Genomic DNA, 21,244 nt, shown 5'->3' with positions numbered 1-21,244 from the left:
GCGCAAGATCAACGGCGACGGTGCCCGCGCTGCCAGACCTGGGTGATCTTTTTCCGATAGCCGACGAGATCGAGTGGGTCGCCTTCCACGCACACGAGGTCGGCGAGTTTCCCGGGCTGGACTGTTCCGACCGTGTCGCCGATCCCGAGCAGTTGGGCGGCGGCGGAGGTGCCAGAGGTCAACGCACCCAGGGGCGTCATGCCTGCGGTGTGGAGGAAGTCGAGTTCGTCGAGGTTGTCGCCGTGCGGAAAGACACCACTGTCGGTGCCCATCGCAATGCGAACCCCCGCGTCGACGGCCCGGGCGATCGAGATCTGGTGTTGGTCCGCGGCGGCGCGGGCCTTGTCGAGCACAACGGGCGGGAGTCGAGTCCCCGCGGCCGCCGCCCCGAGCAACGCGTGACTGGCCATCAGGGTGGGCACGAGCCAGGTGCCGGTCTCCACGAGAAGATCGATGGCCTCGTCGTCGAGGAACACACCATGCTCGATCGAGTGGACACCGGCCCGGATCGCGTTCTTCACCCCTTGTGCGCCCTGCGCGTGCGCCATGACGTCGAGCCCGGCGGCCGTGGCCTCCGCGACGCAGATATCGAGTTCCTCTGCGCTGAAGTGGGCGTGCCGGGGATCGTCGCGGGGCGAGATGACCCCTCCCGAGGTGCAGATCTTGATGGTGTCGGCACCGGCACGAACTAGCTCACGGACCCTGCGACGCATCTCGTCGGGGCCATCGACGATCATGCCGGGACGCCCGGGATGCGGCTGGAGCAAGGGAACGCAGCCGCCGCTGGCACACCAGCCGTCGGTGTGTCCGCCGGTCTGGCCGAGGACCGTGATTGCGGTGAGCAATCGGGGGCCCTCGATCAAACCGTCGGCGACTGCCTGTTTCATGCCGAGGTCGGCGCCGCCGGCGTCACGCACGGTGGTCACGCCGGTGTCCAGTGTCAGTGCCATGTTTCGGGCCGCTGCGTAGAACTGGTAGGAGAACGGCTCCTGCAGCATCCGTTGCTGGTCGACACCGGAGAACACCGTGTGCACATGGCAGTCGATGAAGCCAGGCATCACCGTCAGCCCACTCACGTCGACGCCTTCGTCGCCGTCAAGGCCCCGACCGACATCGACGATAATGCCGTCTTCGATGACGACATCGGCGGCCGCGGGCGCGGCGCCCGTGCCGTCGATAACCTGACAGCCATGCAGGACGATCCGGCCCGGACCACTCACGACGCTGACCTTCCGGCGTCCGGGGTGCAGACGGGGACGAAGTCGAGGTCGTAGCCGAATCTGCGCGGACCGGCCAGGGCGAGGCCGTCAGCGGTCCGCCATTGCCGGTCACTCGACAACCCGAGAACCGCGACCCGGTATCCGTAACGGATCTCCTCGGCGGGGATCGGTTCGCCGGTCTCGAGGATTACAGTCATGATCAGGTCAGGTGTGGTGGCCACGGTTTCGCCGTCGAGCGTCGCGATCAGGTACTCATTCTGGAAGCCCACTCGCATGGACTGTCCACCGAATGCGTCGATGCCGTCGAGGACGGCCTCGCCGCGGTTCCACCCGCCTTCGATGCGTCGGGCCACGTCGACGACCTTGCCGTCGAAGAGCCGGACGGCGCCGTGTTCGTCGACGATCGCGTCGACGGGATTGCGGTGATCGGCGCGCGCGGTCCTGACCGTCCTGCCGAGCCGGGCAGCCAGACTGACCGTGCCGCCGACCAGCCACTGTTTGGCCTGGGCGCCGGTCATCGGGTAGAGCGCAGTCATCGTCATGCACCCGGAGGCGACCATCGCCGCACGCCCGATCGCCTCGGCCCACGCGTTCGTTTCGCTGGTGAGAACAATGCGGTTGCCGTGTTCGTCGACGATCGACATCGGACTGATCCGCCCGCCGTGCAACGTGGGTGTGACCAGGTCCATGTAGGGAAATGCGCGACCCATACCGTCGGCATCGACCATGGGAATGCCGTGGGCGGCCGCGGCGGTGGCCGGCAAGATTGCGTTCAGCCCGCCCGTCTCGCCGGGCACCAAGTGCGTGAACCGGTACCCGAGATGATCCTCGAGAACCTCGACCGCGGCGATGATTTCCTCTGCGCGGGGCAGTTTTTCGTTCACCACCCCGGGCGCTCCGAGCCCGGCAACGAATGCCAGACGGGCGTCGTCTGGGACGTCGGCGAGATCGATCACCGGAATCGGCCCATACTTTCGGATCGCCTCGCGCGCGAGCAGTTTGCCGATGTAGGGGTCACCCCCGCCGCCGACCGCCAGGATCGTCGCACCGATGGCCATGTCTTCGAGCAGTTCCTCATCCAGCAACATCGACGCTGTCCTTACTGTTGTTCGATTCAGTCGCGGGCAGGTCGCCGACTGCGCGGACCCGCACGCGAATCGCGGCGCTGTCCTCGAGGTAGGCCAACGGGATGTCTTCCTCGTCGACGATGCGTACCGTATCGACCGCGGCGCCGGCGTGGACTGCCTTGGCCACTGCCTGAGCGCGGGCATCGGCAAGTGCCTCGTCCCGGGTCTGTGTCATCAGTGAATAGAGCTGGTCGATTTCACCGCTGACGTTCGCCGCCGCGGCTCCGACGGCGTTGGCTACCGGAGCATGGGCGGGACGGGTAACCTCCGCGACTCCAGGCATCCGGTCACCGACGAGGAACGCCCCGCCGCCCACGGCGACAACCGCAACATCGCCCGCCTGCAGCTTCGCCTTGTCGATCGCTTCCGCGATCCGGGTCCTGACGAGTCGGAGGGTGGCGTCGACGACGGACGGGTCCAGGTCGGTGACCAGTGCCGGGTCTCCGACCACGGCCACCCCCGCGGCGACTGCCACATCGGTCAAGGTGAGCGTGTCACCACCGAACACCAGCGCCCGTTCGGTCAGCTGGTGCCCGACGCTGTCCGGGCCCACGGTGACTGTGTCGCTGTCGCTGTCGCCGCGGACAATGCTCCCACCGCCGATCGCGAGGGAGACGACATCCGGGATACGGAAGTTTGTGCGCACCCCGGCCACATCGACCGCGAGCGCGGACTCCCGAGGAAAGCCACCCTGCAACAGGCCGATGTCCGTGGTAGTTCCGCCCACATCGACCACCACACAGTCACCCGCGCCCACCTCGAACGCCGCGCCCCGCATCGAGTTCGTCGGCCCGGACGCGAAGGTCAGCATCGGGAACTCCCGCGCGAGTTCGAGACCCATCACCGTGCCGTCGTTCTGCGACACATTCAGCGGCACCGACAACCCGACTTCCGCCATCGCCGACGCAAACCCGGCGACGACGTGCGCCGCCAGCGGCCGCAACGCGGCATTGAGGATCGCAGCGTTCTCCCGCTCGAGAATGCCAAGTCGGCCGATCTCATGCGACAAGGTCACCGACGCCTCCGGGCACTCCGCCCTGATGATGTCGGCGGCCAGCCGCTCCCCTTCCGCGTTCACCGGAGAGAACACCGAGCTCACCGCGAACTGCCGCAAACCTCTGGCCGTCGCCGACCTTGCAATCTTCCGCAGCGCCTCAACGTCCAGCGGCTGCATCGGAACCCCGGTGAACTGGTGGCCGCCCGCACACACGTGGACCTCACCGAGTACCGCATCGCGCAGCGCCACCGGCCAGTTGACCATGGGTTCGAGCGTCTGCGGCGGCGTCGCCAGCCGAATCGCGACCACCGGTGCGAGCCCGCGTACCTCGACTAGGGCATTCACGAAGTGCGTGGTGCCGATATTGACCGCGTCGACCGCACCCATATCTACCTGGCTGGCAACGTTTCGCAGTACGGCCGCGACTCCATCCAGCACATCCGCTGTCGTCGGAGTCTTCGCCCACACTGCCACCCGGGTGCCGTCCAGCACCGCCGAGTCGGTGTTGGTGCCACCGACATCGATGCCGATCCGCATGGGATCTCCCTTCAAGTTCACCCTCATTGGGTTCTACAAACTGGATTCCTATCCAGTAAACTGGAAATCAGTGTAAGCACCATCACACAGACCCGTCAACTAGCTACCCACCCAGGACCGACATGCCCAACAACCGCCACAGCCGCCCACACCCCGCACCCCCGCAAGAGGCCACCAAGAACGACGACCAAATCGACAACTACCGACGATTACGCCGAAGAAGGCAATGGGACCGCACCCGCAACGAACGCCTAAGCCCCCGAGACGAAAACGCCGAACTTATCCACTTCGCCCACACCTGGGCGCCGTACGGAGGAGCATCCGACGAAGACATCCTCGTCACCTTCGGAATGTCCAAGAACCGATTCCACGACGCACTCCGGCACGCACTCCACCAAACTGACTGCCACGCCCAAACCATCGAGCAACTCACCGCGGCGTATAGCCGGACCAATCTCCAAGCCCGAAAGGCGTGGCCAGCCAAAGGGCGGCAGTAGGAGCGAGTACGCACGGTTACTCAGAACGAACCTACGCAGGCACCAGATTCTCGGTCGTGGAATTCTCCAGGTCGACTACACGCAACCGTGGACCCACCCGCTCTGGCCGCGACAAGCGGACTGGACAATACTCTGGCACAACATCATCGACTCCAAGCCACCACAAGCGGCTTGACGCCGACAACGGCCACCCGTTCCCGGCTATCAACGGCACTGATACAGAACTCGGAAGGTGACGACCTTCGTATCCGGACCTCTGCGGTCGAACCCCCGAGACCAACCCCACCACGACATTGCCCACACCACATCCGGCAGAACCGCACTCACCACCCCACTGCCCCGTCGGCGCGCCAGAGAACGTTAACGGCAACATCCGGTGTGATGCACCGTGCATCACCCTCCACGCCGTAAAGGATGACCCACCTCCATCTGGCACCAAGCAATCCACCAAACAATCCGCGGGCGGCCTGCTGCACTGCGGACTCAAGACGACGGACGGGTCCTGCCAGCACCACACACGGGAGAGCGTCCACACCATGAACTGAGCTGCGCCGTCGCCAGCGACGCTGCGAAGGATCTCGATAGCGAGCAGGGTGCGCAGCGGCCCGCCGGTTAGCCGGATCGGAGTGTTCGGGTGGATTCTCGCTAGTCGGTGACGCCTTCTGCACGAGCAGCGGCGGCGACTGCCTCCGCAACAGCGGGGGCGACGCGAGGATCGAGCGGGCTGGGAACGACCTTGTCCACAGCCAGCTCGTCACCGACGACCGAGAGGATTGCCTCGGCGGCGGCAAGCTTCATACCTTCGGTGATCCGGCGGGCACCGGCGTCCAGCGCACCACGGAACACCCCGGGGAAGGCCAGCACATTGTTGATCTGGTTCGGGAAATCACTGCGCCCGGTCGCCACGATCGCCGCATGCCTGCGGGCGATGTCCGGGTGGATCTCCGGGTCCGGGTTCGACAACGCGAACACGATCGAACCCTCTGCCATCGCCCTGATCAGCTCCTCCGGCACCGTGCCCGCGGACACCCCGAGGAACACATCCGCCCCGTCCAACGCCTCGACGATGCCGCCGCGGCGGCCGGCCGGGTTGGTGCGCGCGGCCAGATCCACCTTGACCTCGTTCAGGTCCTGGCGGTCCTTGGAGACGATGCCCTTGGAGTCGAGGACCGTCACATCCGCGATCCCGGCGGCGAGCAGGATGTTCGCGCAGGCCACACCGGCGGCGCCGGCACCGGAGATCACCACCCGCAGCTCGGACAGCTCCCGGTTCTGGACCTTGACCGCACCCTCGAGCGCGGCCAGGACGACGATGGCGGTGCCGTGCTGGTCGTCGTGCATGACCGGGCAGTCCAACGCCCCCACCCGCCCCCGCGGGGCCGGTCGATCCGATCGGCGCCGACATGATCGCCCTTCACAAAACACTCAAACTCGGCGCCCTCAAGGACACCCTGCCCGAGCGACTCGCGCTTGCCCGCCAGCACCAGCTCAGCCAAGTCGCGTTCCTGGAGCTGCTCCTCGCCGACGAGGTGTCCCGGCGGGAATCACGCTCGGCCACTTTGCGGTCGGCGAAGGCCGGTCTGGATCAGTCGATGCGAATCGACACCTGGAACGCCCTCGACGACCTCCGCTACGACCGATCCCTGCTCTCAGATCTGGTGTCGCTGCGGTTCGCCGAGGCCGGCCACTCGGTTCTGGTTCTGGGACCGGTCGGGGTCGGAAAGACGCACCTGGCGACCGCCCTCGGGCACGTCGCGATCCGGCGGCGGATGACGGTGCTCTGCGCCCGCGCCGACAAGCTGTTCGCCCGGCTGCGCGCCGCCCGGCTCGACAACTCGGTCGAGGCGGAGATGCGGCGCATCGCCACCGTCGATCTCCTGGTCCTCGACGATTTCGCGCTTCGGCCCCTGGACGCCACCGAGACCAACGACTTCTACGAGTTGGTCGTCGAGCGCCACCGCCGCAAGGCGACGATCGTCAGCTCGAACAGGGAGCCCTCCGAACGGCTGTCGATGACCACCGACGCCCTGCTCGCGCAGTCGGCGATCGACCGGCTCACCTCCTCGGCACACACCCTCGTCATCGAGGGACCGTCCTACCGGCAACGCACCCGCCCCGGGCATGGCGTGGTTGACAGTTCAGAAGGCGAGGTCGATGCTCGATGACACCTTCGGGTGGTCCCATGCTCGTGGCAACGAGGTGGTCCCATCACCCTGGCAAGCGACATAGTGATCAGCCTGCCGTGGGACGGTCAGTACCTGTCGAAGGCTCGCTGATCGACTCCCATCAGTCGGTGGAGCGCACGCGAAGGATGGCCTCAAGGCAGCGCAGTGACGAGTCCTGCTGGCGGAGTGCGGAGTTGGGTGTCCTTGCTGGGCGGTGCGCCGAACATGCGGCGGTATTCCCGGCTGAACTGGGAGGGGCTGTCGTAACCAACGCTGAGGCCCACACCGGTGATGTCTGAGGGGCGGCTTGCTAGCAGGAGCCGGGCTTCTTGCAGGCGAATACATTTTTGGAACTGGATCGGGCTCATTCCTGTGACGGCCTGAAAGTTGCGGTGGAACGCGGAAACGCTCATGCCGGCGATTGCCGCCAGGTCCTCCACGCGGAAGGCGGTGGCGTAGTTCTCCCGGATCTGACGCACGGCGCGGTTGATGTGGGCCAGTGCACTGTCGGCGAGGCCGAGTTGGCGGATGGCGGCTCCCTGCTCCCCTCGCAGGAGATGCCAGAGGATTTCCCGCTTAATCATGGGAGCGAGGATCTTGCGGTCTGCAGGCTGTTCCAACAGCCGCAGCAGGCGCACGATTGCATCCAGCAGTGAAGGCGAAGCCGTAGAAACGGCGATGCCGGGTGATGTGGTGCGTGGGGTGGGCGGCAGGTCTCGGGGGTCGGCTTCCAGGAGGAGTTCGGCAAGGGCTGAGGGAGCGAGCGTCATACCGAAGCCGAGGGTGGGCTGCCCGGTGTCCATGACATGGCCGGTGACGGGGAGGTCGGCAGAGGCGATCAGGTACTCGCCGGGCCTGTACTCGTAGAGGCGTTCGCCCAGGGCGAGGCGTTTGCCGCCCTGGGCGATGACTGCGAGCACGGTCCCGGACATCCCGGCCACCGAAGCGCGAGGATGGGTGAATTTGCATACCTGGATGCCGTCGATCGCCGTGCTCATGTCGGGTCGTGCGTGCCGATCAAGAAGCTCGCGCATTTCATGCAGGGCAGACATGCATCCAGTCTTGCACAAACCTCCAAGCTGGGACCTCTGGCCATCAGGATCGGGCACGTGATGATTCGCAGATGTCCGGTGTGCCCACGAGGCCGGACCGTCCGTGGCCGGCCGGCCGACTCGGGCCGTCACGGAGTGAGCTGTGCGAGGCGCGTTTAGCTGGGCTCACAGCTTATGGAGCAGTTCAGAGGTTCTGGCCTCCGGAGACTTCAATGTCCTGGGCGGTGATCCAGCGGCCTTCCTCGGAAACCAGCATGGCGATGACCATGCCAATGTCGTCGGGCTCGCCGACGCGGCCGAGAGTGAAGGTCTTCGCCAATTCCGGGATGATCTCAGGGTTCTTCATGAACGCGTCGTCGGCGAAGCGGGTGACGGTGGCTCCCGGTGCGACCGAGTTCACGCGGATGCCGCGGGGGCCGAACTCCTTGGCCATGTAGCGGGTGAGTACCGCCACGGCGCCTTTGAGAGCCGCGTAGACGGAGTATCCCGGCGCGGTCACCTGGGGTAGCGTGGCGTTGCTGGTCAGGTTGACGATGGCGCCGCCGTCGGCGAGGAGCGGCAGCAGGGCCTGGGTGAGGAAGAAGGGCCCCTTGAACAGGCCGTCCGTGAGCCGGTCGAATTCCTCCTCGCGGGTGTCCTCGATCATCGCCATACCGGCGAATCCGGCGTTGTTGACCAGGTGGTCGAAGGAATGCCGCTGGAAGGTCTTGCGCAGCACCTCGGCAACGGCCTCCCGGAAGATGGTGAATCCCGACGTGTCGCCGAGATCCAGGTGCAACGCCACGGCAGTGCCGCCCTGCTGCTCGATCCGCGCGACGGTGTCCTTGACGCCCTGTTCGTTGGAGCTGTAGGTCACGATGACGCCGGTACCGCGCCGGGCAATCTGCAGGGCGGCGCTCTGGCCGATGCCGGAGCTTGCGCCGGTGACGACGGCTACCTTCATGTTGCGCCTCCTGGGCCTGAGGATTCGCCGGAATCCGTGGGGAGTGTGTCCCTTCGAGGAAACCACTGCGCGGAGCCCGCGAAAAGAATGATCCTCTACACCTCTTGCCTAATCCTCTTGGATGGCCGCGACGAGACCGCGTCAGCCGTTCCCACCCACAGCCCTCCGTGCAGGGATGCGTTGGCTTCTTCGTGACTGCCCGACTCTCGACCGCTGGCATATCGTCGCCGTGGTGTGCCTGCGTGTCGGCAGGATCGTGCAAGGATCCGCCAGGATCTCCCTAGCAGCGGTGGCGGCGTGACGGGTTGACTTGCTCCAAATCCATTCCGTCAGGCGCGAGTGAGGCAGCCGACTATGACCGACATCGCGGAAAGAAGCTACGACGTGGGCGCGGTCAAGCGCGCTCTAACCATCGGCCCGGGCTCGCCGCGCGAGGCACGGACCATTGACATAACCACCCTGGGCCGGCGCACCGGTCGCCCGCGGCGCATCGAGATCTGGTTCCACCATGTCGACGGCCGCTGGTACCTCAGCGGGATGCCGGTGCCCCGAAACTGGCACGCCAATCTGTCGGCGCACCCGCACTTCACCTTCCACCTCAAGAACGGCGTCCGGGCGGACCTGCCGGCCACGGCGGTGCCGGTGGAGGATCCCGCAGTGCGCTATCGCGTGCTGTCTGCTGTGGTCGGCCTACAGGACGAGCCCGGTTTGCAGATGCGCGTCACCCAGCGCCAGCGCCTGGAGGACTGGCTCAAGCACAGCCCGCTGATCGAGATCGTTTTCGACGACGCACGGCTGCGCCGGCCGCTGAGCTGAACGCCCCGGACAACAGGGCGGGGCAGCCTGCGCGAGCACGGCCACGGTCACGCCGCCTCGTCGGCTGTCCACTCCCCGCGGCTGGACCAGCACGCATCAGAGCGTGGGCGCACCCTGTCACCGGGTTTGGGACGGCCGGCCGCTTCGCTCAACCGAGTGCGCTCTCTCGCCAGGGCGGCTACTCCACCCCCTCCTCGGGTCCGGTGACCGGCCGCCGTGGTGAAATCGTTCAGGCACCACACGGCCCAGCGCACCCAGTACCAGCGGCGAACTAACCGCCTCTCCGCGCCGCCAGAGAAGGTGCCGTTCGTGATCACCGTGACGGCGACGCCGGGTCATCACCCAGGCGAATACACCTACTTGTCCTCGCTTTTCGCGCAACTGCACGATGACCCGCCGGGCGAGTGGGCCGACCTCGGTAAGAAACTGGTCGAGCATGGACTTCCCCTTGCTCCCGGGTGGGACAAGGGCAAATGGGACTGGAACGACCAAGCAAAAGGTTCCCAGCGGCTGCAGCATCAGGCCGTCACCCGCGTCCGGAAGTGGATGACCGACTGCGACCCGCCCGTCATGATGCATCGCGACGCGCCCTGGGGGCCGGCACCTATCGACGGCCTGCCGCTCGACTTCACCGCCACACAATGGGCTGCGTACCACCAGGACTGGAGTGACTTCCGGAGCGCAATGAGGATCGCCCGCCAGGGGAACGACACCGCCCGCGGCCGTGCCGCTCTGATGCGGTTCCGGCAGAAGGCGGGCATGCTGCGAGCCCCGCAGACCGCCGAGCTGGTAGCCGCACACGTCGAACGCGCTACCAGGTACTCGTTGCCGTCGAATTGGTCACCACGGCCGCGGACCCGGTAGCGGGTCTCTTGGAGGAGCACGGCATTGGCGTCTCGCGCATCTTCGGCGGGGGCGATCTCGAGACGGAGCGCATCAGATTTCAGCGCGGCCACAACCCGGTCGTGGTGTTCAACACCGCATCTGCGATCAATCTGCAGTCGTCCGAGTTGATGGTCGACGGCTCCCGCGCCTCATCGGCACGTCGCATCGGGTTCTTCCACCAGCCTCACTACTCCGGAATTGCCGCACGCCAAACGATGGGTCGTGCGCACCGCGACGGGCAGGTTTGCTCATGGTCACTCCTGTTCGCCGCCGGAACGGTGGAGGAGCAGGCAGCTCGAATCATGATCAATCGGCTCATGGTGACATCAGCCAGCGTCGATGGCGATCTCGGGGCGTTCGGAAAGCTCACGCGACTGTTCACCAACCTCGCCCGCGACCATCTGGACTTTCACCCCGACATGGACGCGTATTTCGCGGCGAAGGCCCGATTGTTCGAACCGGGGCTTCGACGCCGACTGGCTTCCCGAAAGCATCTTCGAGTAGAAATGACGCCTGGACCAGGGACTCCTGCAATCGAGAGTGAGCGGATGTACATATCCCCCGCAAGTGTGCCTCACAGTTGGGTGTCCACCTCGGTGAAGGAGTAGACGTGCACGCTGAACTCCCAGAGTCGCTGCACGCACACTCCCCCACTCAGCCAGGTGTGTCCGCGTGGACACACGGCAACATTGAGAGCCACACCCATCGGCGGACAGCCGGATGAGGTTCAAAGGTCCAGCTCAACCGGGGTGAACCGATGAGGACGTCTCGAGCAGCCCGGGCGCGATCACTGCCGGTGTATCCGGCAGCAGCTACGCCGACCCTGCGAAAACAGATGATGGATGCACCATTACCGGGCAGGCACCGTTCGTGACCGGATGGGGCTCGTCGACGTCATCGGTGTCACCGCATACGACACTCAAGCACACTGGACCCGCAGATCGACCGTTCCGCGCCGACCGTGAAAGCGGACGCAGCCTGGCGCGCCTACGACGCCCGCGGCCGCCGGATCATCTGGGCGGTCATCGACAGCGGGATCGACGGCGGCCACCTCCATTTCTCCGGGGTCTTCGTCACGCGCGTGGCTCATCGCCCTTCGATTCGACCACCATGTGACGCAGGGTGAGCAAGGTAGCCAGCGGCACGGGCACAAAAACCGCTCCGCCTGCCGCGTCCAGTCGGAGGAACCAGGACTGATAAAATGCTTACATGGAATTGATTGAGGTCGACAGAGCTTAGCCACCGAACTGCCGGTGGCTTTCACTTGGTTAGGCGTCGCCCGCAACGGTGAATGCTTCTCCAGACCGCACACTGTGAGTCCGGCCGTCGTCGGGCCTTGACAGCGGTGCGTGAAACCTCGCCGGGCACTTCGGATCGCACCGACCTCCGGACGGCGCGCGACTTCGACCTGCTAGGTACTCGACCACCTCCTCCCTCGCGAAACCCGGGTAGCGAATCCCCGCCGCAGGACGGTCGTTTCTTGGCAGCACCCGTCGCAGCTCTCCCCCGCATCGGCTCATCGCCCCGTGACCGGTTGTCCCGCCAGACCCTCTGGCACCCGCAACCCGCTCATGAAGGGCAATCGTCACGCACAACCGCAAATCGCGTCCCGCCCCGGCGCGTTTAGTGACGAGCTTGGGAACGGTTCGGACCATGGCTGCATCCGCTGACTCCGCGGAAGGCGAGCTGTTCCACGTCGGCGTCATCCGATACAACGAGGCGGCTGGAGCGGCTCCGGAGTATCGACCCCGTCCTCGACGGCGTGAACGATCGTGCGCACGGACGGACCGTGCCCGGGGTGCACGCGAACAGCGCCGGCAATTCGGCACGGGCATCGACGCCGCTTGCGGGCAGCTGCTTGCCGCCCCCCATCAATACCGAACTGATCCTCGTCACGCCCGTGGGCGATTGACACGAGAAAGAAGACATACCACCCATGTCTACGAAATCTGCCATCTCCCTTCGCGATCTGACCCTTGAGTGGCCAGACGGCACCATCGCGATCGCCGGAATCAACGGCACATTCAGTACCGGCCGGACCGGCCTGATCGGTCGCAACGGCGCCGGAAAGTCCACCTTGCTCCGGCTCATCGCGGGCGATCTGCAGCCGACTGCCGGGCAGATCGACACGATAGGCGAGGTCGGCTACCTACCGCAGAAGCTGACGCTTCGTAAGGAAACCACTATCGCCGAACTGCTCGGTATCGACCAGATCCTGACCGCAATGAGGGCCATCGAATCCGGCGATGCCGACGAACGCCATTTCGACACGATCGGCGACGCCTGGGATATTGAAGCCCGTGCCGACGAGGCACTGCATCAGATCGGATTCTCGGCGGGGGACCTGGACCGTCGCGTGGCTGAGGTCTCCGGTGGGGAGGGCATGCTCATCGCCATCACCGGGCTGCGCATCCGCCGAACACCGATCACCCTCCTCGATGAACCCACAAACAATCTCGATCGCGCCACGCGGGCGAAACTCGCCGAGTTCATCGACCAGTGGCCGGGGACGCTCGTCCTGGTGAGCCATGATCTCAAGCTGCTGGACCACATGGACAACACCACCGAGCTCTTCGGTGGCACGCTCGACACCTTCGGCGGCCCTTACAGCGCGTGGAAGGAGTACCAGGATCTAGAACAGGTGGCCGCGCAACAAGCTGCGCGCTCGGCACAGCAGGCGCTCAAGGTCGAGAAGCGGCAGCGCATCGAAGCCGAGACGAAACTGGCGCGCCGAGAGAGGACCGCGAAGAAGACCCAGAAGGACGGAGGCATCCCGAAGCTCATGGCGGGCAACCGCGCGAGTAAGGCTCAGGCATCGGCAGGATCAATGCGCTCAACGCTCGATGACAAAGTGCAGTCCGCGCAGGCCGCCGTCGACGCAGCAGACGCGCGCGTCCGCGATGAGGAACACATCCACCTCGTCCTGCCGGATCCGGACGTCCCGCGTGGACGGCGCCTCGCGGAGCTCGTGGACGAGAAGCAGACCATCGTGATCCAAGGACCGGAGCGCGTCGCGTTGGTCGGCGCGAACGGCACCGGGAAGTCGACCCTGGTCGAGCAAGTCGTTCTGGGAGCCGCGCCGACTCGCGGGAGACCATATGGGCGCCTTGTGACCGATCTCGTCGGCCATCTTCCGCAACGTCTCGACGGGCTCGACGATGATGCCAGCGCGATGGCGAACGTGCAGACTGCCGCGCCGGGAACTCCGGCAGGCACCATCCGCAATCAGCTTGCCCGGCTGCTCCTTCGAGGTGACAGCGTAGACCGCCCTGTCCACACCCTCTCTGGCGGAGAGCGTTTCCGCGTTTCGCTTGCACGCCTCCTTCTGGCCGAGCCGCCCTCTCAGCTACTCGTGTTGGATGAGCCCACGAATAACCTCGACGTTGCCAGCGTCGAGCAGCTCGCCGAAGCTCTCGATGCGTACCGAGGCGCTCTCCTTATCGTCAGTCATGATTTCGCATTCCTCGATCGGATCGGCGTGGACACCATCATCGAACTTGACAGAGACGGCCGCATGCATCAGCGCCGAGACCTCAACATCTGACGGTCTGGGAGGAGGTGCGTCCGCTCGCCGGCGATCCACCTCCTTCCTTTGGGGGTACTTTCCCCGCACCATCCCCCGCGTCATCACCCGCTCACACAGCGGAGTGGGCCCGTGGCGCATGACGGGGATCGCGTTCGTCTCTGTCCGCGTGTGCACCGCAGGGCGCCGCCGCATGCGCTTGCGCGGCAAGGGATACATGCCGGTGACGTGGTCGTACATCGAGCGCGTACGCGCCCCACCTATCTCCTCGCTGAACGTGACGCTGTGAGAACGCCCGAGAAGCACGAGGTGTTCTGCTCATCGTGTACTTGCCCGACCATCCACGCCGCCATTCAAGGCTGGTTCGACGGAAAGGCCGTCCAGAACACACACGCACGTCTGTTGCGCCATTCGGGTCACGGACGACCACCGTCTCTACGTTCACGACGGATCGTTCTTCGTCGCGGTATGGCCGAGCGCAGCAGCGAGCATGTGCACAGCTCCTTCCCTTCGGGATGATCCACTCGATCATTTGCTCCGTGACGGCAGCGCATTCGTCGGGTCGCTCGCAGTTGTCCAGGCAAGTCTCCCGAGGCTTCACAAAAACAGATTTTTATGTAAAACTTTTGTTTGTGAATGAAGTCCTCTACCTGGAGAGCCTCGATCAGGCTGAGGCTCTACTCAAGCCGCAGCGGATCGAGATCCTCCGCGCGCTCGCCGATCCGGCCACCTGCACCGAGGTGGCCGCCAGGCTGGATCAGTCTCCGCAGCGCATCAACTACCACGTCAAACGATTGGTGGAGAACGGGATCGTGCGCCAGATCGCCGAGCGCAAAGTACGCAACATCCACGAGAGCATCTATCAGGCTGCGGCGCGCTCGTACTGGCTCTCACCCCAGCTGGTAGGCCGAATCGGAGCAAGACCGTCGAGCGATGCCATGAGCCTGGGGCACCTGCTTGATCTGACCGAGGAAGTCCAGAAGGACGTCGCATCGATCGACCTGTCCAAGACAGACCTGCCCTCCATCGGAATCGCCGGACAAATCCGCATACGTCCAGATCTGCGCCCCACCTTCCTCGCCGAACTCCAGGAAGCATTACAAATCGTGTTCACCAAATACGGTGGCGTCGAAGGCGATCCCTTCAAACTCGTCGTCGCCTGCTACCCCGTCGGAAAGGACCACTCATGACCGAACCTCTCATCCTCAAAGTCCGCACCACAGCCTCAGCTCCCCAGGTGCATTCCGCCCTCACCGAGGAAAAGTCCCTCACGACATGGTTGGCCGAATACGCCACCGTCGACCTACCCGAGCGCTACGAGTTCTGGGGACCGTCCGTCCCCGAAGGGGACGCACCTCACCAGCAACTCGTCACTGCAGACGCGACCTCCCTGGCGTTCACCTGGCTCCTGGACGGCGAGGAGACCTCGACCGAGATCGCCATCGCCGTCGAGAACGACGAAACGATTATCACTCTGACACAGAGCCATTTCGACTTCAACGACGTTATCACCGGCGCCAGCATCCGCGGCGTCCTGCAAACGTTTTGGGCGCTCGCCCTCGCCAACCTCGTGGACTCCCTCGAAGGCCGAACGATCACCGCACGAGGCGATTTCACCAGCAGCAACCTCAGCGCCACCGTGGAGATCGACGCCGCCGTCGACGCTGTGTACGACTCCCTCATCTCGACGGAGAAGGTGTCCGAATGGTTCGGATACCCCATCGAAATCGAGCCTCACGTCGACGGCCGGTTCGCCCTGGGCGGCATCGAAAACAACCCCCATCCCGCCATCATCGTCGACCTCGTTCCCAACGAACGAGTCAGTGTCGACTGGGGGCCCGGCGGGATCGGCACGTGGGAATTGGAAGGCTCCGAGGGCAGGACCCGACTCACCCTCGTCTCCAGCGGGTTCGATACCAACAATCCGCCCTACGCGGGCTGGCTGGGCAACCTGGCCGGACTCGCCGAGCTCCGCCGCTATCACGAGATCACCGACTGGAAGTCCATCACCGTCGCTGCATGACCGGCCGCCCGACTGGCACGGTCCAGCCCGGGCGTGCTCTGCGAGTGAGTACGTGAAGGGTGCGGCACGTCACCCCAACGAGGCCGAACAGATCCGAACAATCAGCGAAACATTCGGGAGAGGGAACCCATGAACAGCGACGTGACCGAATACATCAGCAAGGTTCAACCGTGGCAGGCGGAGATTTGCGAGAAGCTGCGCCGCATGGTCCATGACACCGTTCCCGGCGTCGAGGAACGCCTGCAATACGGCAAACCTCACTACCTCAGGAACGGGCAGTACGCCGCGGTCATCGCCGTCGCCAAGGACAAGGTCAACTTCATGGTATTCAACGCGACCGACATCCCAGAGGTGAAAGGCTTCATTCGGGCGATGGGCAACGGCGAACGCAAGGCCGCCAGCCTCATCGAGGGACAAGGAATCGACTACCCATTGCTCGCTGACATCCTCGCGAAAACCACCGCGTCACTGCGCTGACCATCGAGAGGCGCTGCCGGACTTCGACCCGAGGGCCACGTTGCCTGCCCTCGGCGCGCGGTCCGTATTCGGCTAGACGGAGTGTGTTCTGGCACAGATCTTCCCACCCCATGTCTGACACTGTTCTCCGCCCGCTGCCAACAGGCCCAGGCGGTGACTAATAATTGTCGGGAGTTGCATTCACTCCACTGCCGCCGAACCTGAAGTGGCATTACACATTGCGATGAATCCGTCGATATCAGACATGAGGTCACTGCCATCAGCTAACGTCACTTTCAAGCCGGTCGAATGCCGGGCGGTGCGCCCGCGACGAATCCGTAGGACATAGGCGATTACCGTCTAACCTTCCCGGGTGACCCCTGCGCGGAAGAGTGCTGCGTGCCGCTACGGCGTGATCGCGCTCGCGGCACTGATCACGACGTGGTGGAACACGTATCGCGTACTTTGCGGATGGTGTTGCCCTCTGGGAATACCTTCCCGCCCGCCACGCGAATTATGCAAGCAGCTCGTTCACGAACGACCTGACACTCCTCACTCTCGCGGCCGTGGTGTTCATGGTTCGTCGAAGTCCGCAGACTCGGTATCAACACGTGTGATGTACGTCGTTCTGACGTTCGCGTTCGCGATCGCGATCGCGATCAGCGTCATGTTTCCTATATGCCTGATCGTTCGGGAACGGCGCCTATCCGAGACTGGCGACCGCCTCCCGAGATGGCTGACTCGAGTACCGAGGCCTTGCACGGCCGCGACGGTCGTGCAAACGTCGGATTCCGCACTGCCTGAACTATGTCGGAACCCACGGAGAGGGTTCGAGGCCGTTGATTTCGTCGAGCACCTGGTCAACGGCGGTGGTCAATCCAGCATGAAATTCCTTCCCTTCCGAGGCGCGGAGGCGGTCACGCACGTAGACGAGCATCGCGACCTCACACTCGTGGTCTGGGGCTTCTTCGGTCGCTCACAATCTCATCGTTCCTGAGGTGGATGACGGGTTCACGTACTGGCCTATAAGCACTACCAGTCTGATGAGCTCGCGCGGATCTCGAGGGCTCGGTCGGACCATCCGGAATCGCTGGTCAGGTCGCGAGTCGTGCCAGCAACCCAGTCGGCGTTACCGTCGACTTCGAGGGTGGCGAGGAGTCCGGCGATACACGCGGGGCGGCCAGGCCACCGGCCGCCGGCCGTTTCGACCAGGGCCGCGATCCACAGTGGCGGCCTCAACGTCGCTGTTCGACGGGTTCACCGGCCATGCCGCGTAATCCCGGCTGCCAGTCGGTCACCCAGTGGGCACTCGCGGCCCGCCCGATCGACGCCAAGTACCGGGGACTATTACGTCAGCGCTCCATGCCGAACCGCCCGTTAGCGGCGCCGCGGAACGCCTGCCTCATCTTGAGGATTCGTACAGTGGCGACCTCGACTCAAGCGTGGTCGGGATCGGCGGCCCGCCAGCACTCTCCCGGCACCCAACGGATATTGCGGACGACGTGCCTCGCCACACCGCGCAACTCAATGCGCGCAGGTGTGAGTGGCACGGCTCCTGAACCCCTGCCGGTGCATCGACGAGAACGAGCCCGTAGCCGCACGTTTGAGGTTGTGGCACCGCGATCAGCATTTCGTGGTGCCGATCGACGTGACCAGGGTGTCGGCTGCTGCCGACCCTCCGACTCTCGGCCAATCCATGCTCACAATCCCACCATCACCATCCGTATGCGGCCGCAACCACATACCAGGGGACCGACCACGCACTTCAAGGGCGCGAGGGACAGGCCCGACGCGCGAAGGTGGTTGCAGACATCGCCAGATGGCACTCCCACCAAGAGCAGAGGAAAACGAACCATGAACACCACACGTGTCGGGTGCTCGCAATGACCGCCGTAAGAGCCGCTGCAGTACAAATCAGTCCGGTCCTCTACAACCGCGACGGAACCGTGAAGAGAGTTGTAGGCAAAATCGCCGACCTTGGGCGTCATGGTGTGCAATTTGCAACTTTTCCGGAGACGGTGGTCCCGTATTACCCGTATTTCTCGTTCGTGCAGCGGCCGTTCGAGATCGGTGTCGAGCAACTCAGATTGCTTGACCAGGCGGTGACGGTACCGTCGGCAGTAACACACGCCATTGCTGACGCGGCGAGGGAAGCGGGAATGGTGGTGTCCATCGGGGTGAATGAGCGAGATGGCGGCACCCTGTTCAACGCACAACTGTTGTTCGACGCCGACGGCACCCTGATTCAGCATCGGCGCAAAATATTACCTACCTACCATGAGCGGATGATCTGGGGACAGGGCGACGGTTCTGGACTAAGGGCCGTCGACAGCGCGGTCGGACGCATCGGCCAGTTAGCGTGTTGGGAGCATTACAACCCACTGGCCCGCTACGCCCTCATTGCCGACGGAGAGCAGATTCACTCGGCAATGTTCCCGGGCTCGTTCGGCGGCCCTCTGTTCGCCGAGCAGACCGAGGTCAGCGTGCGCAATCACGCACTCGAATCGGCCAGCTTCGTCGTCAATGCCACCGCCTGGCTCGATTCCGATCAGCAGGCGCAGATCATGGCGGACACCGGGTCCCCGATCGGCCCGATTTCCGGTGGCTGTTTCACCGCGATCGTCTCACCACAGGGCGAATTAATCGGTGAGCCGGTGCGTTCCGGCGAGGGAGAGGTAATCGCTGATCTCGATTTCTCCTTGATCGACCGGCGAAAAGCGAAGATGGACGCCAGGGGACACTACAGCCGCCCCGAACTGCTCAGCCTGCTGGTTGATCACACAGCGACCGCTCATGTGCACGAGCGGGTTGAGCACCAAGTTCCTGATGCTGGCGGGGATGCCGATCATGCCCGCCTCTGAACCGTGCGAAATCCCGTTTGTTGGTGTCCGTTTGCGATTCGACAGCACCAAGAGTTTCGATAATCTCGTCGATGCGTTGCTTGCCGACGTCGGCGACAAGCCAGTACCGATCGACGACGTCGCGGCAAGATTCGAGAGCTGGGAATCGTATGAACAACAGGTGCGATCATATGTCGGCCCGAGCGGCTTCATGCTGTTTACACTGTGGAACCACGGTGGTTGGATCAAGAAGGCCGGTCTCGGACAAAAGGTGCTACGGATCGTGATCGGCAACCCGCTGATCGCGATCACCATGCTGCGCCACGACGTGACGGCGGGCCTCTTCGCGCCGGTTGAACTCCTGCTCACCGACGAACAGCACGGCCGAAGCGCCCTAACCTATGTTCGACCGTCATCGCTCATGGTTGTCGAGCCGAATCGACCGCTTCGCGCGGCCGCCATGGCGCTGGACGCGAAACTGGCGACGCTGGCCGCGAAGGTGACGGCGGCAGATTAAAGACGGCGGCTCGACATCGGGACTGCCCGGGCAGATCCTTCGAAGCTCGTTCAGTTGCCAATACGCGGTGCAGAGTCCCGGCCGAACGGGATATGGCCGCGATACGGCGTTGCGTCATTCGCCGGACGCCGTGCAAAAGAATGGCCGGGCGAACTCACTGGCCCATCCACGATTTGTAGTCAACAAGTTATTTGCATCTTACGACCAGGAAGTGTGTCCCTCATGGCTCATCTTTTGCACATCGATTCGAGCATCTCCGGGCCCGCGTCTGTCAGCCGCCCCCTGACCGCACGGGCGGCCGCCAACTGGAAGGCGGCGCATCCCGACGGGACAGTCACCTATCGCGACCTCGGCGCGAGTCCACTACCTCATATCAACACCGCATCGGCGCTGGCAGGGGTTACACCCGCAGCTGAGCGTCGTCCCGAACAATCGGCGGCATGGGCCGTGTCCGAGCTGGTCGTAGAGGAAGTCCGTGAGGCGACCACGATCATCTTGGGCCTGCCGCTCTACAACTATGGGCCGCCCAGCAGCGTGAAGGCGTGGGTCGACTACTTGATCGCCCCGGGGCTCTCACTGGACGCGCACACGCGCGCCCCGCTGCTCGGGGGCCGGGAACTGCTGGTGCTTGCCACCCGCGGCGGTGGCTTCGGTCCTGGCACTCCCCGCGAGGGTTGGGACCACGCGCAGCCTTGGCTCCCGCATGGACTGGCCATGACGGGGCTCGAACCGGAGTTCATCACCACCGAGCTCACCCTTGCACCTGTCACACCTGGTATGGAGCACCTCGTCCCCCTGGCGAAGGAAAGCCGTGCCGCTGCCGAGCGCGCCATCGATCGACGGTGGGTACCCTCGCTTGTGCGATAACCCAGCCGGATGTGACGACGTGCGTAGGGGAGTCTTGGTCCTCCACTGCATGGAACCATCCCTCGGTAACCAAGCTTCTGTTCAGCTTCTGCCCGGGTGAGTCATGCTCATCGCGACTGCGTCGTCTCGATCGCCCTCCCAGCTCTGTTACTCGTCTCCGGCAGCGAAAACTACGCCGCGCCCTCCCCAAAATGGCCGCGCTGAACCAGGGTGCCCCAGCGACCCGTTATCTCCGCGAACTCGTGCGTGTCTCTTGGCTGTCACCGAGTTTTCCAGTTCTGTGGGCCTGTTCCAGGTTGTTCGGTAGCTGATGGGAGTGGTTGCAGGTGGAGTTATCGCCAACTTCATCGGTGCAACCTTCGCGCGCGTCCGGGCTGGAGAATACAAACTTGGGCGCGGCTTATGCTTCTGATTCTCGGGACAGCCGCCCTCGACGTGCAGTCGATTGACGCATAACGTGGGGCCACGTGGCGCCGTCCAGCGGTGCTAACGCATTGCTCGACCTGGAGCGCTATCCCCCTGAAGTCCGGATTTGCATGCAACGCCACGCATCAAGACATCGTCTCTTGCCTGTGGGAGGTCACACACACCGGGCCGGGACTGAACTCCCAGAGCGGAAACGCGAGTTACGAAAAGGACGAAACAGGTCGTCGATGATCAGAACCACCTGAGCGGACGCCAACCGAGGATGTCCCGAGTTCCGTGGAACTTCGGTGGCGGCCCGATGAGCATCAGGCTGCGTTCACCTGATCATTGTGTACCACAGGTCCGACAGGTTT

16 protein-coding genes and 2 pseudogenes are annotated in these 21,244 nt (G+C 64.3%); 12 read left to right on the top strand and 6 right to left on the bottom strand.

Going from position 1 to position 21,244, the window contains the following annotated elements; translation table 11 throughout:
• Positions 1-8: 8 nt before the first annotated feature.
• The 4 genes and pseudogenes from ACFVJ3_RS44510 to ACFVJ3_RS44495 form a co-directional block, all read right to left on the bottom strand.
• Positions 9-1,220 carry an amidohydrolase family protein gene (locus tag ACFVJ3_RS44510; RefSeq protein ID WP_378458145.1) on the bottom strand — a complete coding sequence of 404 codons (1,212 nt, stop codon included), beginning with the start codon at positions 1,218-1,220 and terminating at the stop codon, positions 9-11.
• Positions 1,217-2,308, bottom strand: coding sequence for a DUF917 domain-containing protein (locus ACFVJ3_RS44505; RefSeq protein WP_378458144.1), 1,092 nt, complete (start codon positions 2,306-2,308; stop codon positions 1,217-1,219). Before ACFVJ3_RS44505 ends, ACFVJ3_RS44510 begins: the two co-directional genes overlap by 4 nt.
• Positions 2,295-3,881, bottom strand: coding sequence for a hydantoinase/oxoprolinase N-terminal domain-containing protein (locus ACFVJ3_RS44500; RefSeq protein ID WP_378458143.1), 1,587 nt, complete (start codon positions 3,879-3,881; stop codon positions 2,295-2,297). The genes ACFVJ3_RS44505 and ACFVJ3_RS44500 overlap by 14 nt, the downstream gene beginning before the upstream one ends.
• 1,142 nt (positions 3,882-5,023) lie before the next feature.
• A pseudogene (locus tag ACFVJ3_RS44495) lies at positions 5,024-5,743 on the bottom strand (NADP-dependent malic enzyme); the annotation flags it as partial.
• 38 nt (positions 5,744-5,781) lie between these two features.
• Here ACFVJ3_RS44495 and ACFVJ3_RS44490 point away from each other — a divergent pair.
• Positions 5,782-6,543, top strand: a complete 762-nt coding sequence (locus ACFVJ3_RS44490; RefSeq protein WP_378458142.1) for an ATP-binding protein — start codon at positions 5,782-5,784, stop codon at positions 6,541-6,543.
• Between the two features lie 152 nt (positions 6,544-6,695).
• On the opposite strand, the gene ACFVJ3_RS44485 is transcribed toward ACFVJ3_RS44490, so the two are convergent.
• The gene (locus ACFVJ3_RS44485) at positions 6,696-7,595 is read right to left on the bottom strand and encodes an AraC family transcriptional regulator N-terminal domain-containing protein (protein WP_378458141.1); all 900 of its coding nucleotides are present in this window, start codon (positions 7,593-7,595) and stop codon (positions 6,696-6,698) included.
• 184 nt (positions 7,596-7,779) lie between these two features.
• Entirely contained in the window at positions 7,780-8,538 is a 759-nt protein-coding gene (locus ACFVJ3_RS44480) for an SDR family NAD(P)-dependent oxidoreductase (protein ID WP_378458140.1), read from the bottom strand.
• Between the two features lie 354 nt (positions 8,539-8,892).
• On the opposite strand from ACFVJ3_RS44480, the gene ACFVJ3_RS44475 reads away from it, so the two are divergent.
• From ACFVJ3_RS44475 to ACFVJ3_RS44425, 11 genes and pseudogenes are all read left to right on the top strand, one after another.
• Complete coding sequence (locus ACFVJ3_RS44475) at positions 8,893-9,354, top strand: nitroreductase/quinone reductase family protein (RefSeq protein WP_378458139.1); 462 nt, start codon at positions 8,893-8,895, stop codon at positions 9,352-9,354.
• A gap of 309 nt (positions 9,355-9,663) precedes the next feature.
• Positions 9,664-10,218: a hypothetical protein gene (locus ACFVJ3_RS44470; protein WP_378458138.1), complete on the top strand. Its 555-nt coding sequence runs from the start codon at positions 9,664-9,666 to the stop codon at positions 10,216-10,218.
• Between the two features lie 398 nt (positions 10,219-10,616).
• Positions 10,617-10,701, top strand: a pseudogene (locus tag ACFVJ3_RS44465) (Mur ligase family protein); the annotation flags it as partial.
• A gap of 1,474 nt (positions 10,702-12,175) precedes the next feature.
• A complete protein-coding gene (locus ACFVJ3_RS44460) occupies positions 12,176-13,783 on the top strand; it encodes an ABC-F family ATP-binding cassette domain-containing protein (RefSeq protein ID WP_378458137.1) in 1,608 nt (535 codons plus the stop codon).
• 518 nt (positions 13,784-14,301) lie between these two features.
• Positions 14,302-14,952 carry a helix-turn-helix domain-containing protein gene (locus ACFVJ3_RS44455; protein WP_378458136.1) on the top strand — a complete coding sequence of 217 codons (651 nt, stop codon included), beginning with the start codon at positions 14,302-14,304 and terminating at the stop codon, positions 14,950-14,952.
• Entirely contained in the window at positions 14,949-15,785 is an 837-nt protein-coding gene (locus tag ACFVJ3_RS44450; RefSeq protein ID WP_378458135.1) for an SRPBCC domain-containing protein, read from the top strand. Before ACFVJ3_RS44455 ends, ACFVJ3_RS44450 begins: the two co-directional genes overlap by 4 nt.
• A 129-nt stretch (positions 15,786-15,914) precedes the next feature.
• Positions 15,915-16,262, top strand: a complete 348-nt coding sequence (locus ACFVJ3_RS44445; protein WP_378458134.1) for a DUF1801 domain-containing protein — start codon at positions 15,915-15,917, stop codon at positions 16,260-16,262.
• Between the two features lie 434 nt (positions 16,263-16,696).
• The gene (locus ACFVJ3_RS44440; RefSeq protein ID WP_378458156.1) at positions 16,697-16,858 is read left to right on the top strand and encodes a DUF2834 domain-containing protein; all 162 of its coding nucleotides are present in this window, start codon (positions 16,697-16,699) and stop codon (positions 16,856-16,858) included.
• 1,266 nt (positions 16,859-18,124) lie between these two features.
• Positions 18,125-19,102 (top strand): nitrilase-related carbon-nitrogen hydrolase, encoded by a 978-nt coding sequence (locus tag ACFVJ3_RS44435; protein WP_378458133.1) that lies wholly within the window; start codon positions 18,125-18,127, stop codon positions 19,100-19,102.
• On the top strand, positions 19,089-19,598 hold the full coding sequence (locus ACFVJ3_RS44430; RefSeq protein WP_378458155.1) for a DUF302 domain-containing protein: 510 nt from the start codon (positions 19,089-19,091) through the stop codon (positions 19,596-19,598). Before ACFVJ3_RS44435 ends, ACFVJ3_RS44430 begins: the two co-directional genes overlap by 14 nt.
• 222 nt (positions 19,599-19,820) lie before the next feature.
• Positions 19,821-20,465 (top strand): FMN-dependent NADH-azoreductase, encoded by a 645-nt coding sequence (locus tag ACFVJ3_RS44425; protein ID WP_378458132.1) that lies wholly within the window; start codon positions 19,821-19,823, stop codon positions 20,463-20,465.
• Positions 20,466-21,244 lie beyond the last annotated feature (779 nt).

The sequence above is a fragment of the Rhodococcus sp. NPDC127593 genome (genome assembly GCF_042671975.1).
In the GTDB taxonomy this organism is placed as follows: Bacteria; Actinomycetota; Actinomycetes; order Mycobacteriales; family Mycobacteriaceae; genus Rhodococcus_F.
This window is presented reverse-complemented; position numbering and strand designations above follow the sequence as displayed.

What these genes read in the sequence shown, in the direction of transcription:
- ACFVJ3_RS44505 (WP_378458144.1), bottom strand. Translation starts at nt 2,308, where the DNA reads ATGTTGCTGGATGAGGAACTGCTCGAAGACATGGCCATCGGTGCGACG.
- ACFVJ3_RS44500 (WP_378458143.1), bottom strand. Translation starts at nt 3,881, where the DNA reads ATGCGGATCGGCATCGATGTCGGTGGCACCAACACCGACTCGGCGGTG.
- ACFVJ3_RS44490 (WP_378458142.1), top strand. Translation starts at nt 5,782, where the DNA reads ATGATCGCCCTTCACAAAACACTCAAACTCGGCGCCCTCAAGGACACC.
- ACFVJ3_RS44485 (WP_378458141.1), bottom strand. Translation starts at nt 7,595, where the DNA reads ATGTCTGCCCTGCATGAAATGCGCGAGCTTCTTGATCGGCACGCACGA.
- ACFVJ3_RS44480 (WP_378458140.1), bottom strand. Translation starts at nt 8,538, where the DNA reads ATGAAGGTAGCCGTCGTCACCGGCGCAAGCTCCGGCATCGGCCAGAGC.
- ACFVJ3_RS44475 (WP_378458139.1), top strand. Translation starts at nt 8,893, where the DNA reads ATGACCGACATCGCGGAAAGAAGCTACGACGTGGGCGCGGTCAAGCGC.
- ACFVJ3_RS44460 (WP_378458137.1), top strand. Translation starts at nt 12,176, where the DNA reads ATGTCTACGAAATCTGCCATCTCCCTTCGCGATCTGACCCTTGAGTGG.
- ACFVJ3_RS44450 (WP_378458135.1), top strand. Translation starts at nt 14,949, where the DNA reads ATGACCGAACCTCTCATCCTCAAAGTCCGCACCACAGCCTCAGCTCCC.
- ACFVJ3_RS44445 (WP_378458134.1), top strand. Translation starts at nt 15,915, where the DNA reads ATGAACAGCGACGTGACCGAATACATCAGCAAGGTTCAACCGTGGCAG.
- ACFVJ3_RS44435 (WP_378458133.1), top strand. Translation starts at nt 18,125, where the DNA reads ATGACCGCCGTAAGAGCCGCTGCAGTACAAATCAGTCCGGTCCTCTAC.
- ACFVJ3_RS44430 (WP_378458155.1), top strand. Translation starts at nt 19,089, where the DNA reads ATGCCCGCCTCTGAACCGTGCGAAATCCCGTTTGTTGGTGTCCGTTTG.
- ACFVJ3_RS44425 (WP_378458132.1), top strand. Translation starts at nt 19,821, where the DNA reads ATGGCTCATCTTTTGCACATCGATTCGAGCATCTCCGGGCCCGCGTCT.